The sequence below is a fragment of the Scandinavium hiltneri genome, from assembly GCF_024764835.1.
Classification (GTDB): Bacteria; Pseudomonadota; Gammaproteobacteria; order Enterobacterales; family Enterobacteriaceae; genus Scandinavium; species Scandinavium hiltneri.
In genome coordinates, this window is the sequence record NZ_JALIGE010000072.1 from 140,799 (window position 1) to 157,282 (window position 16,484).

The window sequence follows — 16,484 nt, forward strand, 5'->3', positions numbered from 1 at the left end:
GTGTATGAAGCATGTACAACGCGTTAAGGCATTTCCGGCGGTGTGATACCGAAATGGTTCCAGGCTCGCACCGTCGCCATTCGCCCGCGCGGGGTGCGCTGCAAAAAGCCCTGCTGAATAAGATACGGCTCCAGCACGTCTTCAATGGTTTCGCGCTCTTCGCCAATTGCCGCAGCAAGGTTATCCAGCCCGACAGGACCGCCGAAAAATTTGTCGATAACCGCCAACAGCAGCTTACGGTCCATATAATCGAAGCCTTCTGCATCGACGTTCAGCATATCCAGCGCCTGAGAGGCAATATCCGCCGAAATGGTTCCGTCATGGCGCACTTCGGAGAAATCACGTACACGGCGCAACAGACGGTTAGCGATACGCGGCGTACCGCGTGCGCGACGCGCCACTTCCAACGCGCCCTCCTCGCTCATCTCCAGGCCCATGTAACGCGCACTGCGTCCGACAATGTGCTGGAGATCAGGAACCTGATAAAACTCCAGGCGCTGTACGATCCCAAAACGGTCACGCAGCGGCGACGTTAATGAACCAGCGCGCGTGGTGGCGCCAATCAGCGTAAACGGTGGCAGGTCAATTTTAATCGAACGCGCGGCCGGGCCTTCACCAATCATGATATCCAGCTGATAGTCTTCCATCGCCGGATAAAGCACTTCTTCAACCACTGGCGACAGCCGGTGAATTTCATCAATGAACAGCACGTCATGCGGTTCAAGGTTGGTCAGCATCGCCGCCAGGTCACCCGCTTTTTCCAGCACCGGGCCGGAGGTGGTACGCAAGTTAACGCCCATTTCATTGGCGACGATATTCGCCAGCGTCGTTTTCCCAAGCCCCGGCGGGCCGAAAATCAGCAGATGATCGAGTGCTTCACCGCGTAGCTTCGCCGCCTGAATAAAGATTTCCATCTGCGAGCGCACCTGCGGCTGGCCGATATATTCCTCCAGCAGCTTCGGGCGAATAGCGCGGTCAACCACATCTTCAGGTACGACACTTTCTGCAGAGACCAGGCGGTCAGCTTCAATCATCCGTTACCTCACATCGCGGCGCGAAGCGCGTCGCGGATTAGCGTTTCACTGCTGGCATTCGGGCTGGCGATTTTGCTCACCATCCGACTCGCTTCCTGTGGTTTATAGCCCAGCGCCACCAGCGCAGCAACCGCTTCCTGCTCGGCGTCGTCGGTCGCCTGGCTGGCCGGAGAGGTCAGTACCAGATCGGATGCAGGGGTAAACAGGTCGCCATGCAGGCCTTTGAAGCGGTCTTTCATTTCGACAATCAAGCGCTCAGCGGTTTTCTTACCTACGCCCGGCAGCTTGACCAACGAACCAATTTCTTCGCGTTCAACGGCATTCACAAACTGTTGTGCAGACATGCCGGAAAGGATAGCTAGCGCCAGTTTCGGGCCGACGCCATTAACTTTGATGAGCTCGCGGAACAGGGTACGTTCCTGCTTATTATTGAAGCCGTACAACAGCTGCGCGTCTTCACGTACCACGAATTGCGTGAAGACAGTGGCTTCATTGCCCTGCTCCGGCAGTTCGTAGAAACAGGTCATCGGCATATGCACTTCATAGCCCACGCCGCCCACTTCCAGTAATACCAGTGGGGGTTGTTTTTCCAGAATGATGCCTCTGAGTCTGCCGATCACGTGACGCTCCTGCGTTGGGGACAAAATACGAATGCCGTATCATAAAAAAAGGCTGGATAAATATCCAGCCTCCATTGTCTTATTTAGCGTAATCTTCCGCGCGCCAGATTCAGCCGCGTGTCGCTTATCTGCATCGCGTTCTGATTGACGTGGCAATGCGTGATAGCAATCGCCAGCGCATCGGCGGCATCCGCCTGAGGGTTGGCCGGCAGTTTGAGCAGGGTTCGCACCATGTGCTGCACCTGCGTTTTGTCCGCACCGCCGTTCCCCACTACGGTTTGTTTCACCTGGCGTGCCGCGTATTCAAACACCGGCAAATCCTGGTTTACCGCCGCCACAATCGCCACACCACGTGCCTGACCCAGCTTGAGGGCCGAGTCGGCGTTTTTCGCCATGAATACCTGCTCAATGGCAAAGATATCCGGCTGAAACTGGGTGATGATTTCCGATACGCCTGCGTAAATCAGCTTCAGACGCGACGGCAAATCGTCCACCTTGGTGCGGATGCATCCGCTTCCAAGGTAAGAAAGCTGCCGTCCGACCTGGCGAATGACGCCGTATCCGGTGATGCGCGAGCCCGGGTCAATGCCGAGAATAATGGACATCACGCGCCTCCAGCGGGGGAGTTAAACAGACCCATTAGAGGGTAGCTGCAACCTCATCAGAGATCTCACCGTTGTGATAAACTTCCTGCACGTCGTCGCAGTCTTCCAGCATATCGATCAGACGCAGCAGTTTCGGTGCCGTTTCTGCATCCATGTCCGCTTTGGTGGACGGGATCATCGACACTTCAGCGTTGTCCGCTTTCAGGCCAGCCGCTTCCAGTGCATCACGTACCGCGCCCATTTCTTCCCAGGCGGTGTAGACGTCGATTGCGCCATCGTCGAAGGTCACAACATCTTCAGCACCGGCTTCCAGTGCCGCTTCCATGATCACATCTTCATCGCCCGCTTCGAAGGAAATCACGCCTTTTTTGCTGAACAGATACGCCACGGAACCGTCAGTGCCGAGGTTGCCCCCGGTTTTGGTGAAGGCATGACGCACTTCCGCCACAGTACGGTTGCGGTTGTCGGACAGGCATTCCACCATCACCGCCGTGCCGCCAGGACCGTAACCTTCATAAATGATGGTTTCCATGTTCGAATCTTCATCACCACCGACGCCACGCGCGATGGCGCGGTTCAGGGTGTCACGCGTCATGTTGTTCGACAGGGCTTTGTCGATAGCAGCACGCAGACGTGGGTTAGAACCCGCATCGCCGCCGCCCAGACGCGCCGCAGTGACCAGTTCGCGGATGATTTTGGTAAAGATCTTACCGCGTTTGGCATCCTGTGCCGCTTTGCGGTGTTTGGTGTTGGCCCACTTACTATGACCTGCCATAAATAATTCTCCACTTCCCGTCGGCTTTACGCCCTCAGGTATCAGCGGACTGGCCGCCTGCCTGAGGACCTAAATTCTTGGGAAAACTAATTAAGGTTAATTACAAATTCTTCAATCGCCTGCCGGTTGCTCCACGACTTAGTGAGCGCCGCTGCTTCAGGAGCAGCAACCCAGTGCCAGGCGAGATGTTCACTTATCTCAATCTGGCGCTCATGGGGCAGCGCAAGACAGAACCACGATTCCGTATTGCGCTCGATACCCGGCGCGTAGCGATGGCGTAAATGCGTAAAAATTTCAAATTCCACCGTGCGCTGACAGTCAATTAAGGCCAGCGGCTCTGAGGCAACGTCAATGGCGACCTCTTCCTTTACTTCACGCGCGGCGGCTTGCAACGCGGTTTCCCCCTCTTCCAGACTGCCGGTTACCGACTGCCAGAAATCAGGGTCATCGCGTCGCTGCAACATCAGCACCCGTTTCGTATCCTGCGCGTAAATGACGACCAGAACCGAGACGGGACGCTTGAAGAGCATATTACTTGTTCTCCGCAGACTCTTTTGGCTCTTTCGCCACAACCTGAATACCCAGCTCGGTCAGTGAAGTCGGATTTGCGAAGCTTGGAGCTTCGGTCATCAGGCACGCGGCAGCGGTGGTTTTCGGGAAGGCGATAACGTCACGGATGTTATCGGTGCCGGTCAGCAGCATGGTCAGGCGATCCAGACCAAACGCCAGGCCCGCGTGTGGCGGTGTGCCGTATTTAAGGGCGTCGAGCAGGAAGCCGAATTTCTCACGCTGTTCCTGTTCGTTGATGCCGAGAATGCCGAACACGGTCTGCTGCATTTCACCGTTGTGAATACGCACGGAACCGCCGCCGACTTCATAACCGTTAATGACCATATCGTAGGCGTTCGCGACTGCGTCTTCCGGGGAGGCTTTCAGCTCTGCCGCCGTCATCTCTTTCGCAGAGGTGAACGGGTGGTGCATTGCGGTCAGGCCGCCTTCGCCGTCGTCTTCGAACATTGGGAAGTCGATAACCCACAACGGCGCCCATTTGGCTTCGTCGGTGATGCTCAGGTCTTTACCGAGTTTCAGACGCAGCGCGCCCATCGAATCGGCAACCACTTTCTTGTTATCAGCGCCGAAGAAGATCATGTCGCCGTCTTGTGCACCGGTACGGGCAAGAATGGCTTCCACGATGTCAGCGTTCAGGAATTTAGCGACCGGGCTGGCGATACCTTCCAGGCCTTTAGCACGCTCGGTGACTTTGATGTAAGCCAGGCCTTTCGCGCCGTAGATTTTGATGAAGTTACCGTAGTCGTCGATCTGCTTACGGCTCAGCGCGGCACCGCCCGGAACGCGCAGCGCAGCCACGCGGCCTTTGGCATCATTTGCCGGGCCGGCAAACACGGCGAACTCAACGCTTTTCAGCAGGTCCGCAACGTCAACCAGTTCCATTGGGTTACGCAGATCCGGCTTATCGGAACCGTAACGACGTTCAGCTTCAGCGAAGGTCATGATGGGGAAATCGCCCAGGTCCACGCCTTTGATTTCCAGCCACAGTTGACGAACCAGCGCTTCCATCACTTCACGCACCTGTGGTGCGGTCATGAAGGAGGTTTCTACGTCGATCTGGGTAAATTCAGGCTGACGGTCAGCGCGCAGGTCTTCGTCACGGAAGCATTTCACAATCTGATAGTAGCGGTCAAAACCGGACATCATCAGCAGCTGTTTGAACAGCTGTGGAGACTGTGGCAGCGCGTAGAATTTGCCTTTATGTACGCGGCTCGGTACCAGGTAGTCACGCGCACCTTCCGGCGTGGCTTTGGTCAGCATCGGGGTTTCGATGTCGAGGAAGTCGTGCTCATCCATGAAGCGACGCACGAAGCTGGTGATTTTCGCACGGGTCTTCAGGCGGTTCGCCATTTCAGGGCGACGCAGGTCGAGGTAGCGGTACTTCAGGCGCGCTTCTTCCGTATTGACGTGGTTAGAATCAAGCGGCAGTGCTTCTGAACGGTTGATGATAACCAGGTCGGACGCCAGCACTTCGATTTCGCCGGTCGGCATGTCGGTGTTTACGTTTTTCGCATCACGCGCACGCACGGTACCGGTAATTTGAATGCAAAATTCATTGCGCAGTTCAGACGCCAGTTTTAAGGCCTCTGCGCGGTCCGGATCGAAAAAGACCTGCACGATACCTTCGCGGTCACGCATATCGATGAAAATAAGGCTGCCGAGATCACGGCGACGGTTAACCCAACCACACAGCGTCACTTGCTGCCCAACGTGGGACTGACGCAGCTGCCCGCAATATTCTGTACGCATGAGAGTTCCCTTAACTTAGCCGCAGGCACACTTGTCGCAGCTTTATCTGAATGTCACAACTGGATGAAAAAAGGGGGCTATTATACTAGAAATTCTCGCCCACGATAAGACCGTCGCGCACCAGCCGCACGTTTGCTGTACGCTTATTGAGGGTACTCACAAAAATTAACAAAAATTGTGACGCACGCACGGCACGACTCAGCGTATTGTTAGCCACCTAATTATGTGATTTAACGGGGATAAATATGTTGGAACTGAACGCAAAAAAAACAGCACTGGTAGTCATCGATCTTCAGGAAGGCATCCTCCCGTTTGCTGGCGGTCCGCACACGTCCACTGACGTGGTAACAAAATCGGCCAAATTAGCGGCCAAATGCCGTGAACAAGGTTCACCTGTGGTCATGGTTCGCGTGGGCTGGTCAGCTGACGGCGGCGACGCGGTGAAAACGCTGGTCGATGCTCAGGTTCCTGCGCATAAACTGCCAGAAAACTGGATGACCTACCCGACCGCGCTCGGTAAAAAAGACACTGACATTGAAGTCACCAAACGTCAGTGGGGCGCTTTTTACGGCACCGAACTGGAACTTCAGCTGCGTCGCCGCGGTGTAGACACCATCATTCTGTGCGGCATCTCCACCAATATCGGCGTGGAATCCACCGCGCGTAATGCCTGGGAGCTGGGCTTTAACCTGGTTATCGCCGAAGATGCGTGCAGCGCCGCCGATGCGGAGCAGCATCAGGACAGCATGACCAACATTTTCCCACGCATCGCCCGCATCCGCAGCACGGAGGAAATCCTCGCGGCGTTATGACAAACGCGATGATTTACGTAGGACTTCCACAATGGTCGCACCCTAAATGGGTGCGCCTTGGTATTACCAGCCTTGAAGAATATGCCCGCCACTTTAACTGCGTGGAGGGCAATACCACGCTGTACGCCCTGCCCCGCGCTGAAATCGTGCAGCGCTGGCATGAACAAACCTCCGACGATTTTCGTTTCTGCTTTAAATTCCCGGCGACCATCAGCCATCAGGCAGCACTTCGCCACTGCGACACTCTCACCGCCGAGTTTTTCAGCCGAATGGCTCCGCTGGACCAGCGCATCGGTCAATACTGGCTGCAGCTTCCTGCCACCTTTTCGCCTGCCGATTTACCTGCGCTCTGGCAGTTTCTCGACGGTTTACCCGATGCGTTTTCTTACGGCGTCGAAGTGCGTCATCCCCTCTTTTTCGACAAGGGTGACGCGGAGTTGCAGTTTAATCGTGGGTTGCATGAGCGCGGCGTGAATCGCGTAATTCTCGACAGCCGTCCGGTACACAGCGCCGTTGCGCACAGCGAAGCGATGGTTGACGCCCAGCGCAAAAAGCCGAAAGTGCCCGTGCACGCCGTCGTCACGGCCAGTCACCCGATGGTGCGGTTTATCGGCAGCGATAACATGGCGCAGAATCGTGAACTGTTTGCAGTCTGGCTTAAAGCCCTGCCGAAATGGTCTCAGACCACCACTCCTTTCCTTTTCCTGCATACGCCGGACATCGCCCAGGCCCCTGAACTGGTTGATACTCTGTGGAAAGATTTACGTGCAGCCCTTCCTGAAATTGGCACCGCCCCGTCTATCCCGCAGCAAACATCTCTTTTCTGAGTTATCCTTCCTCGCATGGTCAGTGCCATCAGCCAGTCTAAAAGGGAGTTTGTATGGTTAGCGCGTTGTACGCCGTGCTGGGTGCGTTGTTGTTAATTAAGTTTTCTTTCGATGTTGTTCGGCTGCGCCTGCAATACCGTGTGGCCTATGGCGACGGCGGCTTCAACGAGCTGCAAAGTGCTATCCGCATTCACGGCAATGCGGTGGAATACATTCCGGTAGGCCTGCTGTTGCTGCTGTTCATGGAGATGAATGGCGCCCAAACGTGGATGGTGCACGTGTGTGGCCTGTTGTTGATCGCCGGCCGCCTGATGCATTACTGGGGTTTTCACCACCGACTGTTCCGCTGGCGTCGTTCGGCAATGAGCGCCACCTGGTGTTCGCTGTTGCTAATGGTGCTGGCAAACCTGTGGTATCTGCCCTGGGAGTTGGTTTTCTCCCTGCGTTAGCGCACAATATGCCGTTTTTTATTTTCTGGAATCACGTTATGCCCCATCGCGACACGCTTTTTTCTGCCCCGATCGCAAGCCTGGGTGACTGGACCTTTGATGAACGGGTGGCCGAAGTTTTCCCCGACATGATCCAGCGCTCGGTGCCCGGTTATTCCAATATCATCTCAATGATTGGCATGCTGGCCGAGCGCTTTGTGCAACCCGACACGCAGGTTTATGACCTCGGCTGTTCGCTCGGCGCGGCAACGCTGTCGATCCGCCGCAATATCGCCCACGAAGGCTGCAAAATTATCGGCGTGGATAACTCCCCGGCGATGGTTGAACGCTGCCGCCGTCATATCGACGCCTATAAAGCGCCGACGCCGGTCGAGATTATCGAAGGCGATATCCGCGACATTGAGATTGAGAATGCCTCGATGGTGGTGCTCAACTTTACGATGCAGTTCATTGAGCCGCCGGAGCGCCAGGCGCTGCTGGAAAAAATCCACAAAGGCCTGAATCCAGGCGGTGCGCTGGTGCTGTCAGAAAAATTCAGCTTTGAAGACCAGAAAGTCGGCGAACTGCTGTTCAACATGCATCATGACTTCAAGCGGGCCAACGGTTACAGCGAACTGGAAATCAGTCAGAAGCGCAGCATGCTGGAAAACGTGATGCTGACAGATTCGGTCGACGCCCATAAAGCGCGCCTGCGCGCCGCCGGGTTTGCGCACAGCGAACTGTGGTTCCAGTGCTTCAACTTCGGCTCACTGGTGGCCCTGAAAGCCGGGGCAGACGAATGATCGAGTTTGGCAATTTTTATCAGCTGATAGCCAAAGATCCGCTGCTCTCTCGTTGGCTCGAAACCCTGCCTGCGCAGATTGGTGCCTGGCAGCGTGACGCGCTGCATGGCCAGTTTAAACAGTGGTCCCGCGCCGTAGAGTTCATGCCTGAAATTCAGCCGTGGAAACTCGACCTGCTGCACAGCGTCACCGCTGAGAGCGAACAGCCGCTCGGTGAAGGCCCTCTGATCCGCATCGACAAACTGCTGCGTAACCTGATGCCGTGGCGCAAAGGGCCGTTTTCGCTGTATGGCGTGAACATCGATACCGAATGGCGTTCCGACTGGAAGTGGGATCGCGTTCTGCCGCACCTGTCAGATTTAACCGGGCGCACCATTCTCGACGTCGGCTGTGGCAGCGGATATCACATGTGGCGCATGATTGGCGCGGGCGCGAAGCTGGCGGTCGGCATCGACCCGACGCAGCTGTTCCTGTGTCAGTTCGAAGCGGTTCGTAAGCTGCTCGGCAACGATCAGCGCGCACATCTGCTGCCGCTTGGCATTGAGCAAATGCCGGTGTTGAACGCATTCGATACCGTTTTTTCGATGGGCGTGCTGTACCACCGCCGTTCTCCGTTGGAACATCTGTGGCAGCTGAAAGATCAGTTAGTCAGCGAAGGTGAACTGGTGCTGGAAACGCTGGTGGTAGAAGGCGATGAAAACACCGTCCTGGTGCCGGGTGACCGCTACGCACAAATGCGCAACGTGTACTTTATCCCGTCCGCGCCGGCGTTGAAGCAGTGGCTGGAAAAATGCGGGTTTGTCGACGTTCGCATTGTCGACATGAACGTCACCAGTACCGAAGAACAGCGCCGTACCGAGTGGATGACCACCGAATCGCTGGCCGAATTCCTCGACCCGAATGACAGCAGTAAAACCATCGAAGGCTACCCCGCCCCGCTGCGCGCAGTACTGATTGCGAAAAAGCCGTAGGCCTTTTTGTAAAGCTGCAACGGGCACCGTTTCGCCTAAATATTTTGGATTACAGCAAGGCGGCAACGCAGCGAATCCCCAGGAGCTTACACAAGTAAGTGACTGGGGTGAGCGAGGCAGCCAACACCGCTGTAAGTCGAAATATGACGGCGAAAAAAAGAGGCCCCTGTTAATGGCAGGGGCCTGGTACAAATACGCATCACATTGGGCGATATGATGCACGGTAAAAATCGCTATTTGCTGTAACGGTCAACTATCGCCTTCATCTCCGCTACCGATTCGCCATTTACGGCGTATCGTGAGTATTCGTCTGCCGTCGGGTCGGTTGACATCGACAGCCCCGGATTTCGGTATTGCATCACCGAGGGGACCCATTGTCCGGCCGAGCTGTGAAGCTCTTTTACGCCGGCATCGAGGAACAATTCCAGGTTGTTCGCCCGCACGCCTGCTCCGGCCATAATGATTGGAGCATCACCCTGGGCAATTAGTTCCCCAAGAAGTGAAAGACCTTTTTCCGCCGTCTGCTGTTGGCCGGATGTCAGAATGCGCGCCACGCCCAGTTCTGCAAGATTATCAAAGGCCTGCTGCGGATTGACGCACATATCAAACGCCCGATGAAACGTAACGGCAAGCGAACCGGCAGCAGCCATGATTTCCCGCATCCGCAGCATATCGACATTGCCATTCGCATCAAGAATACCGATAACCAGCCCCGGAAAACCGAGTTCACGCACCGTACGCACATCGTCCAGCATCGCTGCGAATTCACCGTCGGTGTAGCAAAAATCCCCGCCGCGCGGGCGAATGATGGGATGCACCGGGATGGTCACCTGCTGGCGCGCCGATTTCAGTACGCCTATAGACGGCGTTAAGCCGCCTTCCAACGGCGCGGCACACAGTTCAATTCGGTCAGCGCCGCTTTCCTGCGCTTCACGCGCACATTCCGTGCTGTAACAGCACACTTCCAGCAAAGCCATTACCTTCTCCTTTTCGTTCGGGTGCGCCATCATGACACAGTCTCAAAACGCAGAGCCCGAGTGAGCTCACATTGTGGCATCGCCTGCTTCGCTCGCCACAATTTCTTCGATAGTCCACGGATGAAATTTAATCGTGACCTTGCCGTCAGTGACCGCCAGCGTTGGATTAGGCAGACGTTCGCGCTCACCTTTTGGCGAACTGGTTTTAACGAAAATTCCCGGCTGGCTTAATCCTTCGTCGGACAGCAGTGCCAGCGCGCGCGCGTTCAAGGTGTCAGGGTCGCCCGGCAGCACGATTTCAATATGTTCCCAGCCTTCGTGCGGGTAACGTTTTTCACCCGGCCATGGCAGTTCCACCACGCTGAAATGCCAGTGCGCGACGCACACCGGCTCATGCAGTTTGAACAGGCAAATCGGACGGCCGTTAATGATGTTTTCCGACAGCAGTTCGCCGCACTGCTCTAACCCGCTGCGCCAGCGTTCAGCGGTGGCATTCTGGTGGCAGCGCAGGGAAATATGGTCAGCATTCAGTGGGGCGATGTGCAGCCCCAGACGGTCAGCAAGGTCCGTCAGTGCGTGCGTAAAACGCGGCAGATCCGCCTCTATATCCTGTAATGCTTCGATGGTTTTCCAGTTCACGTTTCACCCTCAGTCCGGTTTTTGCAGGCCGTTAATTTACCCTGTTGGCCCGGCACAACCAACTGCTGATTAACGCGCCGCTCCAGGGCTGACGGGCCGCCGCAAATGCAGTATACTGACCGGCTTAATTTGTCCCCATTTCGGCGTTGTTCCGGCAAGCGTACAGCGCCATAAACGTAAGGTATTCCGGTGAATATTCAGGCTCTTCTCTCAGAAAAAGTCAGTCAGGCCCTGATTGCGGCAGGTGCGCCTGCCGATTGCGAACCGCAGGTTCGTCAGTCAGCAAAAGTACAGTTTGGTGACTATCAGGCCAACGGCGTGATGGCTGTTGCCAAAAAACTGGGCATGGCGCCGCGACAACTCGCAGAGCAGGTTCTGTCTCATCTCAGCCTCGACGGCATCGCCAATAAGGTCGAAATCGCCGGACCTGGCTTTATCAATATCTTCCTCGACCCGGCGTTCCTGGCGCAGGGCGTGAACGATGCGCTGAAATCTGACCGTCTCGGCGTAGCGCTGCCAGAAGCGCAAACCATCGTTATCGACTACTCCGCGCCAAACGTGGCGAAAGAGATGCACGTCGGCCATCTGCGTTCCACCATCATTGGTGATGCCGCAGTGCGTACTCAGGAATTCCTGGGTCATAAAGTTATCCGCGCGAACCACGTCGGTGACTGGGGCACCCAGTTCGGGATGCTGATTGCGTATCTGGAAAAACAGCAGCAGGAAAACGCCGGTGAAATGGCGCTGGCGGACCTCGAAGGTTTCTATCGCCAGGCGAAGCAGCATTACGACGAAGACGAAGCCTTCGCCGAGCGCGCGCGTAGCTACGTGGTGAAACTGCAGGGCGGTGACCCGTACTTCCTCGAGATGTGGCGCAAGCTGGTCGACATCACCATGGAACAAAACCAGATTACCTACAACCGTCTGAATGTCACCCTGACCCGCGACGACGTTATGGGTGAAAGCCTGTACAACCCGATGCTGCCGGGCATCGTGGCAGACCTGAAAGCTCAGGGTCTGGCGACAGAAAGCGAAGGCGCAACCGTGGTATTCCTTGATGAGTACAAAAACAAGGACGGCGAACCGATGGGCGTCATCATCCAGAAAAAGGATGGCGGCTACCTCTACACCACGACCGATATCGCCTGCGCGAAATACCGTTTCGAAACCCTGTGCGCCGACCGCGTGCTCTATTACATCGACTCCCGTCAGCACCAGCACCTGATGCAGGCGTGGACCATCGTGCGTAAAGCCGGTTATGTGCCTGATTCCATTCCGCTGGAACATCACATGTTCGGCATGATGTTGGGTAAAGACGGCAAACCATTCAAAACCCGCGCCGGTGGCACCGTGAAACTGTCTGACCTGCTGGATGAAGCGCTGGAACGCGCCCGTCGTCTGGTGGCAGAAAAGAACCCGGACATGCCTGCCGACGAGCTGGAAAAGCTGGCCAATACCGTGGGAATCGGCGCGGTGAAATACGCGGATCTGTCCAAGAACCGTACCACTGACTACGTGTTCGACTGGGACAACATGCTGGCGTTTGAAGGCAACACCGCGCCGTACATGCAATATGCGTATACCCGCGTGCTGTCCGTATTCCGCAAAGCCGGTCTGGAAGAGAACGCTATCGTCAATGCGCCAGTGGTGATTAATGAAGAACGCGAGTCCCAGTTGGCGGCGCGTCTGCTGCAGTTCGAAGAAACCGTAAACGTCGTTGCACGTGAAGGCACGCCGCACGTGATGTGTGCCTATCTGTACGACCTCGCGGGCCTGTTCTCCGGCTTCTACGAGCACTGCCCTATTCTGAGCGCCGAAAGCGAAGAGATTCGCAACAGCCGCCTGAAACTGGCGCTGCTGACCTCGAAGACGCTTAAGCTGGGTCTGGATATGCTCGGGATTGAAACCGTCGAGCGTATGTAATCACAAAGGGCTCGTCACTCACGGTGACGGGCCTCTTTAACTCGCGTTAACGAACTATTCCCCGCGCAGAACGCGCGAAGAACCTGTCATAAAGTCCAATCACCGGGAAATCACTTTCCAGTATTTTTAACGTCTTTTTCACTTCTTCGATGGCCAGCGCCTGCTTGTAGACACGCTGATAGAGCTCATGAATGAGACTCTGCTGTTCTTTATTTAACGCCTGGAACAGGCTGGACGTTTCATTCACGCCCAGCGGAACCGCATGATTTCCGCCTGCGATCACGAACGGCGGAACATCCTGAACAACCCCGGACTGCTCAATGATCCTGGCGCCACTACCCAGCAAACAGAACTGATGGATGGCGCACATGAAGCCAACCTGAGCATCATCATCAAGCACAACGTGCCCGGCAAGCCCGCTATTGTCGCCAATCGTTGTCCCGTTACCCACAACGCAATCGTGGCCGATATGCACGCCATTGAGAAACCGATTGTCATGACCAATGACGGTGGTACTTAGCCCCTGCACAGTTCCACGATGAATCGTGGCATTTTTACCTATCTGATTGCGATCGCCAATTACGACAGTCGTGGGCTCATTCGCGTATTTAAGGTCCTGATTGGTTTCACCAATGGAAGAGTACTGCCCAAAGGTATTGTCGCGACCAATCGTGGTCAGACCGTTAATCACCGAAAAAGCCCCGACAACGGAACCTTCACCTATCACGACTCCTGCAGAAATAACACAAAACGGACCAATGCTGACGTACGCACCGATAACAGCCCCGGACTCCACCAGACTGCTGGCAGCGATACGGGACAAGGGAGAAATGGACAAAAGGTGATCCTGGTGGGGGGCAAGCGACAGTGCGAAGCATAAAGAATTGCGCGGCACTTTACGTCATTTATTTAATATTAAATTTTATGGGTATTGGCAGGCCGGGGTTCACAGGCCTGCCACCGGTACAATTAAAAATATTTGCGCAAATATTCCGTGAGGCAGAGGATAGCCATCGCCTGACCATAGGGCATAGAGGTCAGCGGAATTTGGCGATAGAACTCAAGATTACTGCCCATGCCGGTGCCAAACGATGTTTGCAGCAGCTCCCCTTCCGGCGAGATATTCGCCACAATGCCCTGAATCGCTTTCTCTGCCACTTCTGCATATTCCGCTGAAACGTAGCGTTTGCGCACGGCTTTCAGAATACCGTAGGCAAACCCGGCGGTTGCCGAGGATTCCAGATAAGAGTGCGGGTCATCCAGCAGCGTGTGCCACAGGCCGCTGTCGTCCTGACATTTCGCCAGCGCGGCAACCTGTGCGTTCAGCACCTGCACCAGATAACGGCGCACGGCGTTGTTCTCCGGTAAGTCCACCAGCTCGAGGAAATCCGGAATAACGATAGTCAGCCAGCTGTTGCCGCGCGCCCAACGGGCGTTGGCAAAGTTATGCTTGCCGTCGTAATTCCAGCCGTGGAACCACAGCCCGGTCTCACGGTCCATCAGGTTTTGCACATGCAGCAGGAACTGATAAATCGCCTCTTCCACGTATTCAGGCCGGTCGAGCAGCTTGCCGATTTTCGCCAGCGGCATCACGGTCATCATTAGCGTGTCGTCCCACATCTGCTGATGGTTCTCTTCCGCCAGCGTGATGTGCTGCATGCCGCCGTGTTCGGTACGCGGCATGTCGTGCATCGCCCACTCCGCCCAGCTTTCGAGCCACGGCAGATAGGCCGGGTTACGCGTTTCTTCGTAGCGATACGCCAGGGTCAGGAACGGCGCCATGGTGTTCACATTTTTGGTGGTCGCCCCTTCGGCAAAGCGGTCGGTGAACCAGCCATCAATGATGTCACGCATTTGAATATCACCGGTCTGCTGGAAATACTGGTGAATGCCGTACAGCCCCACGCCGTGCGTCCACTCCCAGCCAGCCCATCCTTTGGTATCGATCACGCGCCCGTCGTCCAGCCGCAGCAGGAACTCTCCGCTCTCATCCTTGATATTGACCAGATTGTGGGTCACTTTCTGGATCAACGCCTTCAGTTGGTCCCGGGCGATGAAGCGCTCTGGTTGACACAGTAATGGGCTATGTTTGACAGGCCAGACTTTCATTTGATTAACCTCTGTTATATTTCGAATTCAATAAAGCAGCCTGCTTCAGCGACGGAGCCGCAGGCTTATTGCGATTCAGATAACCGATATTGTTGTTGCCCCACAAAGTGTCGAACGGCATTCCCGCCAGCATTTCCACCGTGGCTTTCGCTTCTGGCGTTGCTGCTTCGGCAAAGGCATGTCCGGACTCACGCATTTTGGCGGTCTCTTCACGCAGAATGCTGTGGGTTTGCAGGTTCAGTTTAAAGCGCAGCGAGACCAGGAAACCGCAGACCAGCACCACCACCGTCCCGACGCTTAAGATCATCAAAATAGTGTGATTGACCTGCGCACTCTGAACTTTTTGCCCGGAAACAAACCCAGAAAGCTGCATGATGATCCCCACCAGCATGATGGCCCCGGCCTGAGAGGCTTTACGCGTCAGGGTCATTATCCCGGCGAAAATCCCCTCGCGGCGCTGGCCGGTTATCACTTCATCCACGTCGGCAATATAGGTGTAGGTATTCCACGGCACATAGTTGATGCCACCGCGCCCCAGACCCGCCACGGCCGACACCAGCAGCATCAGCGACCAGACATCGCTCAGTCCGGCGTAGTACAGAACGGCGTAGGAGAATGCGCTCAGACCAAACAGCACCACCACAATTCGGTATGACGGCGCAGGTCCAAAGCGGATGCACAGCGGCATCATGGCGATCACCGCGATGAACTGGAAACTCGCCATCGTGCCCATCAGGTTTGAAGCAAATGACGCTTCCTGCATCAGTACAAACACCACGTAGTAGGTAAACACCGCGTTGAACACGTCCTGCGCGATGTAGCCCCCGAGATACATCCCGAGATGCTGGCGGAAAATTTTGATACGCAGGGTGGAGTTCAGTTCGATTATCAGGCGGTTAAGGCTCTGGGCCAGCGACAGATGCTTTTTCTCTTCTTCAGCACGCAGCGCAGCTTCGCTCCAGTTTTCACGCGGACGTTCCCAGGTGAAGAACCAGACAAACGTCAGCATCATCGCGCACAGCACCGAGAACACCAGGCTTGCGTAGAAGAAGGAGACGGCGTTGTCCTTACCGAAGTGCGTCAGCAGGATGCCCGGCAGGAACGAGGCCAGAATCGCCGACATTTGCGCCATCGAAATACGCGCCCCGGAGAATTTGGTTTTCTGTTTGAAGTCATCGGTCATTTCCGGCACCAGCGTTTCGTATGGCACCAGAATCATGGTGTAGACGATATCAAACAACAGATAGGTCAACAGGTAGTACCAGAATCCCATGTCGCCGACCCACATAAAGGAGTAGCTGAACACGCACGGGATGCCGAGCATGATGAAGAATTTACGGCGCCCAAAGCGTTTGCCAAGCCAGGTGGAGCCGAAGTTATCGGTTAAGAAACCCATCAGCGGGCTGACGACCGCATCCAGTACCCTCGCCGTCGCGAAGATCAGGGTGGCTTCAATTGGAGAGAGCCCGCAGAAGGTGGTGTAGAAGTATAAAAGCCAGGCGGCGGTGAGCGCGGTGGTTCCTGCGCCGAGAAAATCTCCCGAGCCGTAGGCAAGATAATTTGCTAATCCGATTTTACGTGTCTTCATTGCCGTAAATCCCGTGTTTTTATCAGGAAAGCCCGCCTCATCTGGTACAGAGGA

At 55.6% G+C, this 16,484-nt stretch carries 17 protein-coding genes; 6 read left to right on the forward strand and 11 right to left on the reverse strand.

The features are described from left to right. Window positions 1-23 precede the first annotated feature (23 nt). The 6 genes from ruvB to aspS all read right to left on the reverse strand — a co-directional run bounded on the left by ruvB (window position 24) and on the right by aspS (window position 5,353). On the reverse strand, window positions 24-1,034 hold the full coding sequence (ruvB, locus tag MUU47_RS09510) for a Holliday junction branch migration DNA helicase RuvB (protein WP_159776162.1): 1,011 nt from the start codon (window positions 1,032-1,034) through the stop codon (window positions 24-26). A gap of 8 nt (window positions 1,035-1,042) precedes the next feature. Next, window positions 1,043-1,654, reverse strand: a complete 612-nt coding sequence (ruvA, locus tag MUU47_RS09515; protein ID WP_258987986.1) for a Holliday junction branch migration protein RuvA — start codon at window positions 1,652-1,654, stop codon at window positions 1,043-1,045. 83 nt (window positions 1,655-1,737) lie between these two features. Further along, window positions 1,738-2,259 (reverse strand): crossover junction endodeoxyribonuclease RuvC, encoded by a 522-nt coding sequence (gene ruvC, locus MUU47_RS09520; protein ID WP_110512264.1) that lies wholly within the window; start codon window positions 2,257-2,259, stop codon window positions 1,738-1,740. Between the two features lie 34 nt (window positions 2,260-2,293). Next, window positions 2,294-3,034: a YebC/PmpR family DNA-binding transcriptional regulator gene (locus MUU47_RS09525; RefSeq protein WP_110512265.1), complete on the reverse strand. Its 741-nt coding sequence runs from the start codon at window positions 3,032-3,034 to the stop codon at window positions 2,294-2,296. An 86-nt stretch (window positions 3,035-3,120) separates the two neighbouring features. Next, on the reverse strand, window positions 3,121-3,564 hold the full coding sequence (gene nudB / locus MUU47_RS09530) for a dihydroneopterin triphosphate diphosphatase (RefSeq protein WP_258987987.1): 444 nt from the start codon (window positions 3,562-3,564) through the stop codon (window positions 3,121-3,123). A gap of 1 nt (window position 3,565) precedes the next feature. Beyond that, entirely contained in the window at window positions 3,566-5,353 is a 1,788-nt protein-coding gene (gene aspS, locus MUU47_RS09535; RefSeq protein ID WP_258987988.1) for an aspartate--tRNA ligase, read from the reverse strand. Window positions 5,354-5,598: 245 nt separating this feature from the next. On the opposite strand from aspS, the gene MUU47_RS09540 reads away from it, so the two are divergent. Genes MUU47_RS09540 through cmoB form a run of 5 tightly spaced genes read left to right on the forward strand, consistent with a single transcriptional unit; the run spans window position 5,599 to window position 9,194 of the window. Continuing rightward, window positions 5,599-6,165: a hydrolase gene (locus MUU47_RS09540; protein ID WP_258987989.1), complete on the forward strand. Its 567-nt coding sequence runs from the start codon at window positions 5,599-5,601 to the stop codon at window positions 6,163-6,165. Window positions 6,166-6,173: 8 nt separating this feature from the next. Next, window positions 6,174-6,992 carry a DUF72 domain-containing protein gene (locus MUU47_RS09545; RefSeq protein WP_258988179.1) on the forward strand — a complete coding sequence of 273 codons (819 nt, stop codon included), beginning with the start codon at window positions 6,174-6,176 and terminating at the stop codon, window positions 6,990-6,992. 53 nt (window positions 6,993-7,045) lie between these two features. Next, a complete protein-coding gene (locus MUU47_RS09550) occupies window positions 7,046-7,441 on the forward strand; it encodes an MAPEG family protein (protein ID WP_159776825.1) in 396 nt (131 codons plus the stop codon). A 38-nt stretch (window positions 7,442-7,479) separates the two neighbouring features. Continuing rightward, window positions 7,480-8,223, forward strand: a complete 744-nt coding sequence (gene cmoA, locus MUU47_RS09555; protein ID WP_258987990.1) for a carboxy-S-adenosyl-L-methionine synthase CmoA — start codon at window positions 7,480-7,482, stop codon at window positions 8,221-8,223. After that, window positions 8,220-9,194 carry a tRNA 5-methoxyuridine(34)/uridine 5-oxyacetic acid(34) synthase CmoB gene (cmoB, locus tag MUU47_RS09560; protein ID WP_159776823.1) on the forward strand — a complete coding sequence of 325 codons (975 nt, stop codon included), beginning with the start codon at window positions 8,220-8,222 and terminating at the stop codon, window positions 9,192-9,194. Before cmoA ends, cmoB begins: the two co-directional genes overlap by 4 nt. A gap of 233 nt (window positions 9,195-9,427) precedes the next feature. Here cmoB and cutC read toward each other — a convergent pair whose 3' ends face one another. Together cutC and MUU47_RS09570 are read right to left on the reverse strand one after the other, a co-directional pair. Then, window positions 9,428-10,171, reverse strand: a complete 744-nt coding sequence (cutC, locus tag MUU47_RS09565; RefSeq protein WP_258987991.1) for a copper homeostasis protein CutC — start codon at window positions 10,169-10,171, stop codon at window positions 9,428-9,430. A gap of 66 nt (window positions 10,172-10,237) precedes the next feature. Next, entirely contained in the window at window positions 10,238-10,810 is a 573-nt protein-coding gene (locus MUU47_RS09570; protein ID WP_258987992.1) for a VOC family protein, read from the reverse strand. Between the two features lie 189 nt (window positions 10,811-10,999). Between MUU47_RS09570 and argS the strand changes: the two genes are divergently transcribed. Further along, on the forward strand, window positions 11,000-12,733 hold the full coding sequence (gene argS, locus MUU47_RS09575; protein ID WP_258987993.1) for an arginine--tRNA ligase: 1,734 nt from the start codon (window positions 11,000-11,002) through the stop codon (window positions 12,731-12,733). Window positions 12,734-12,779: 46 nt separating this feature from the next. On the opposite strand, the gene lpxA is transcribed toward argS, so the two are convergent. From lpxA to MUU47_RS09590, 3 genes are all read right to left on the reverse strand, one after another. Further along, window positions 12,780-13,571: an acyl-ACP--UDP-N-acetylglucosamine O-acyltransferase gene (lpxA, locus tag MUU47_RS09580; RefSeq protein ID WP_258987994.1), complete on the reverse strand. Its 792-nt coding sequence runs from the start codon at window positions 13,569-13,571 to the stop codon at window positions 12,780-12,782. Window positions 13,572-13,702: 131 nt separating this feature from the next. Next, the gene (gene bglB / locus MUU47_RS09585; RefSeq protein ID WP_258987995.1) at window positions 13,703-14,842 is read right to left on the reverse strand and encodes a beta-galactosidase BglB; all 1,140 of its coding nucleotides are present in this window, start codon (window positions 14,840-14,842) and stop codon (window positions 13,703-13,705) included. 4 nt (window positions 14,843-14,846) lie between these two features. Further along, window positions 14,847-16,430, reverse strand: coding sequence for an MFS transporter (locus MUU47_RS09590; RefSeq protein WP_258987996.1), 1,584 nt, complete (start codon window positions 16,428-16,430; stop codon window positions 14,847-14,849). Between the last annotated feature and the right edge of the window lie 54 nt (window positions 16,431-16,484).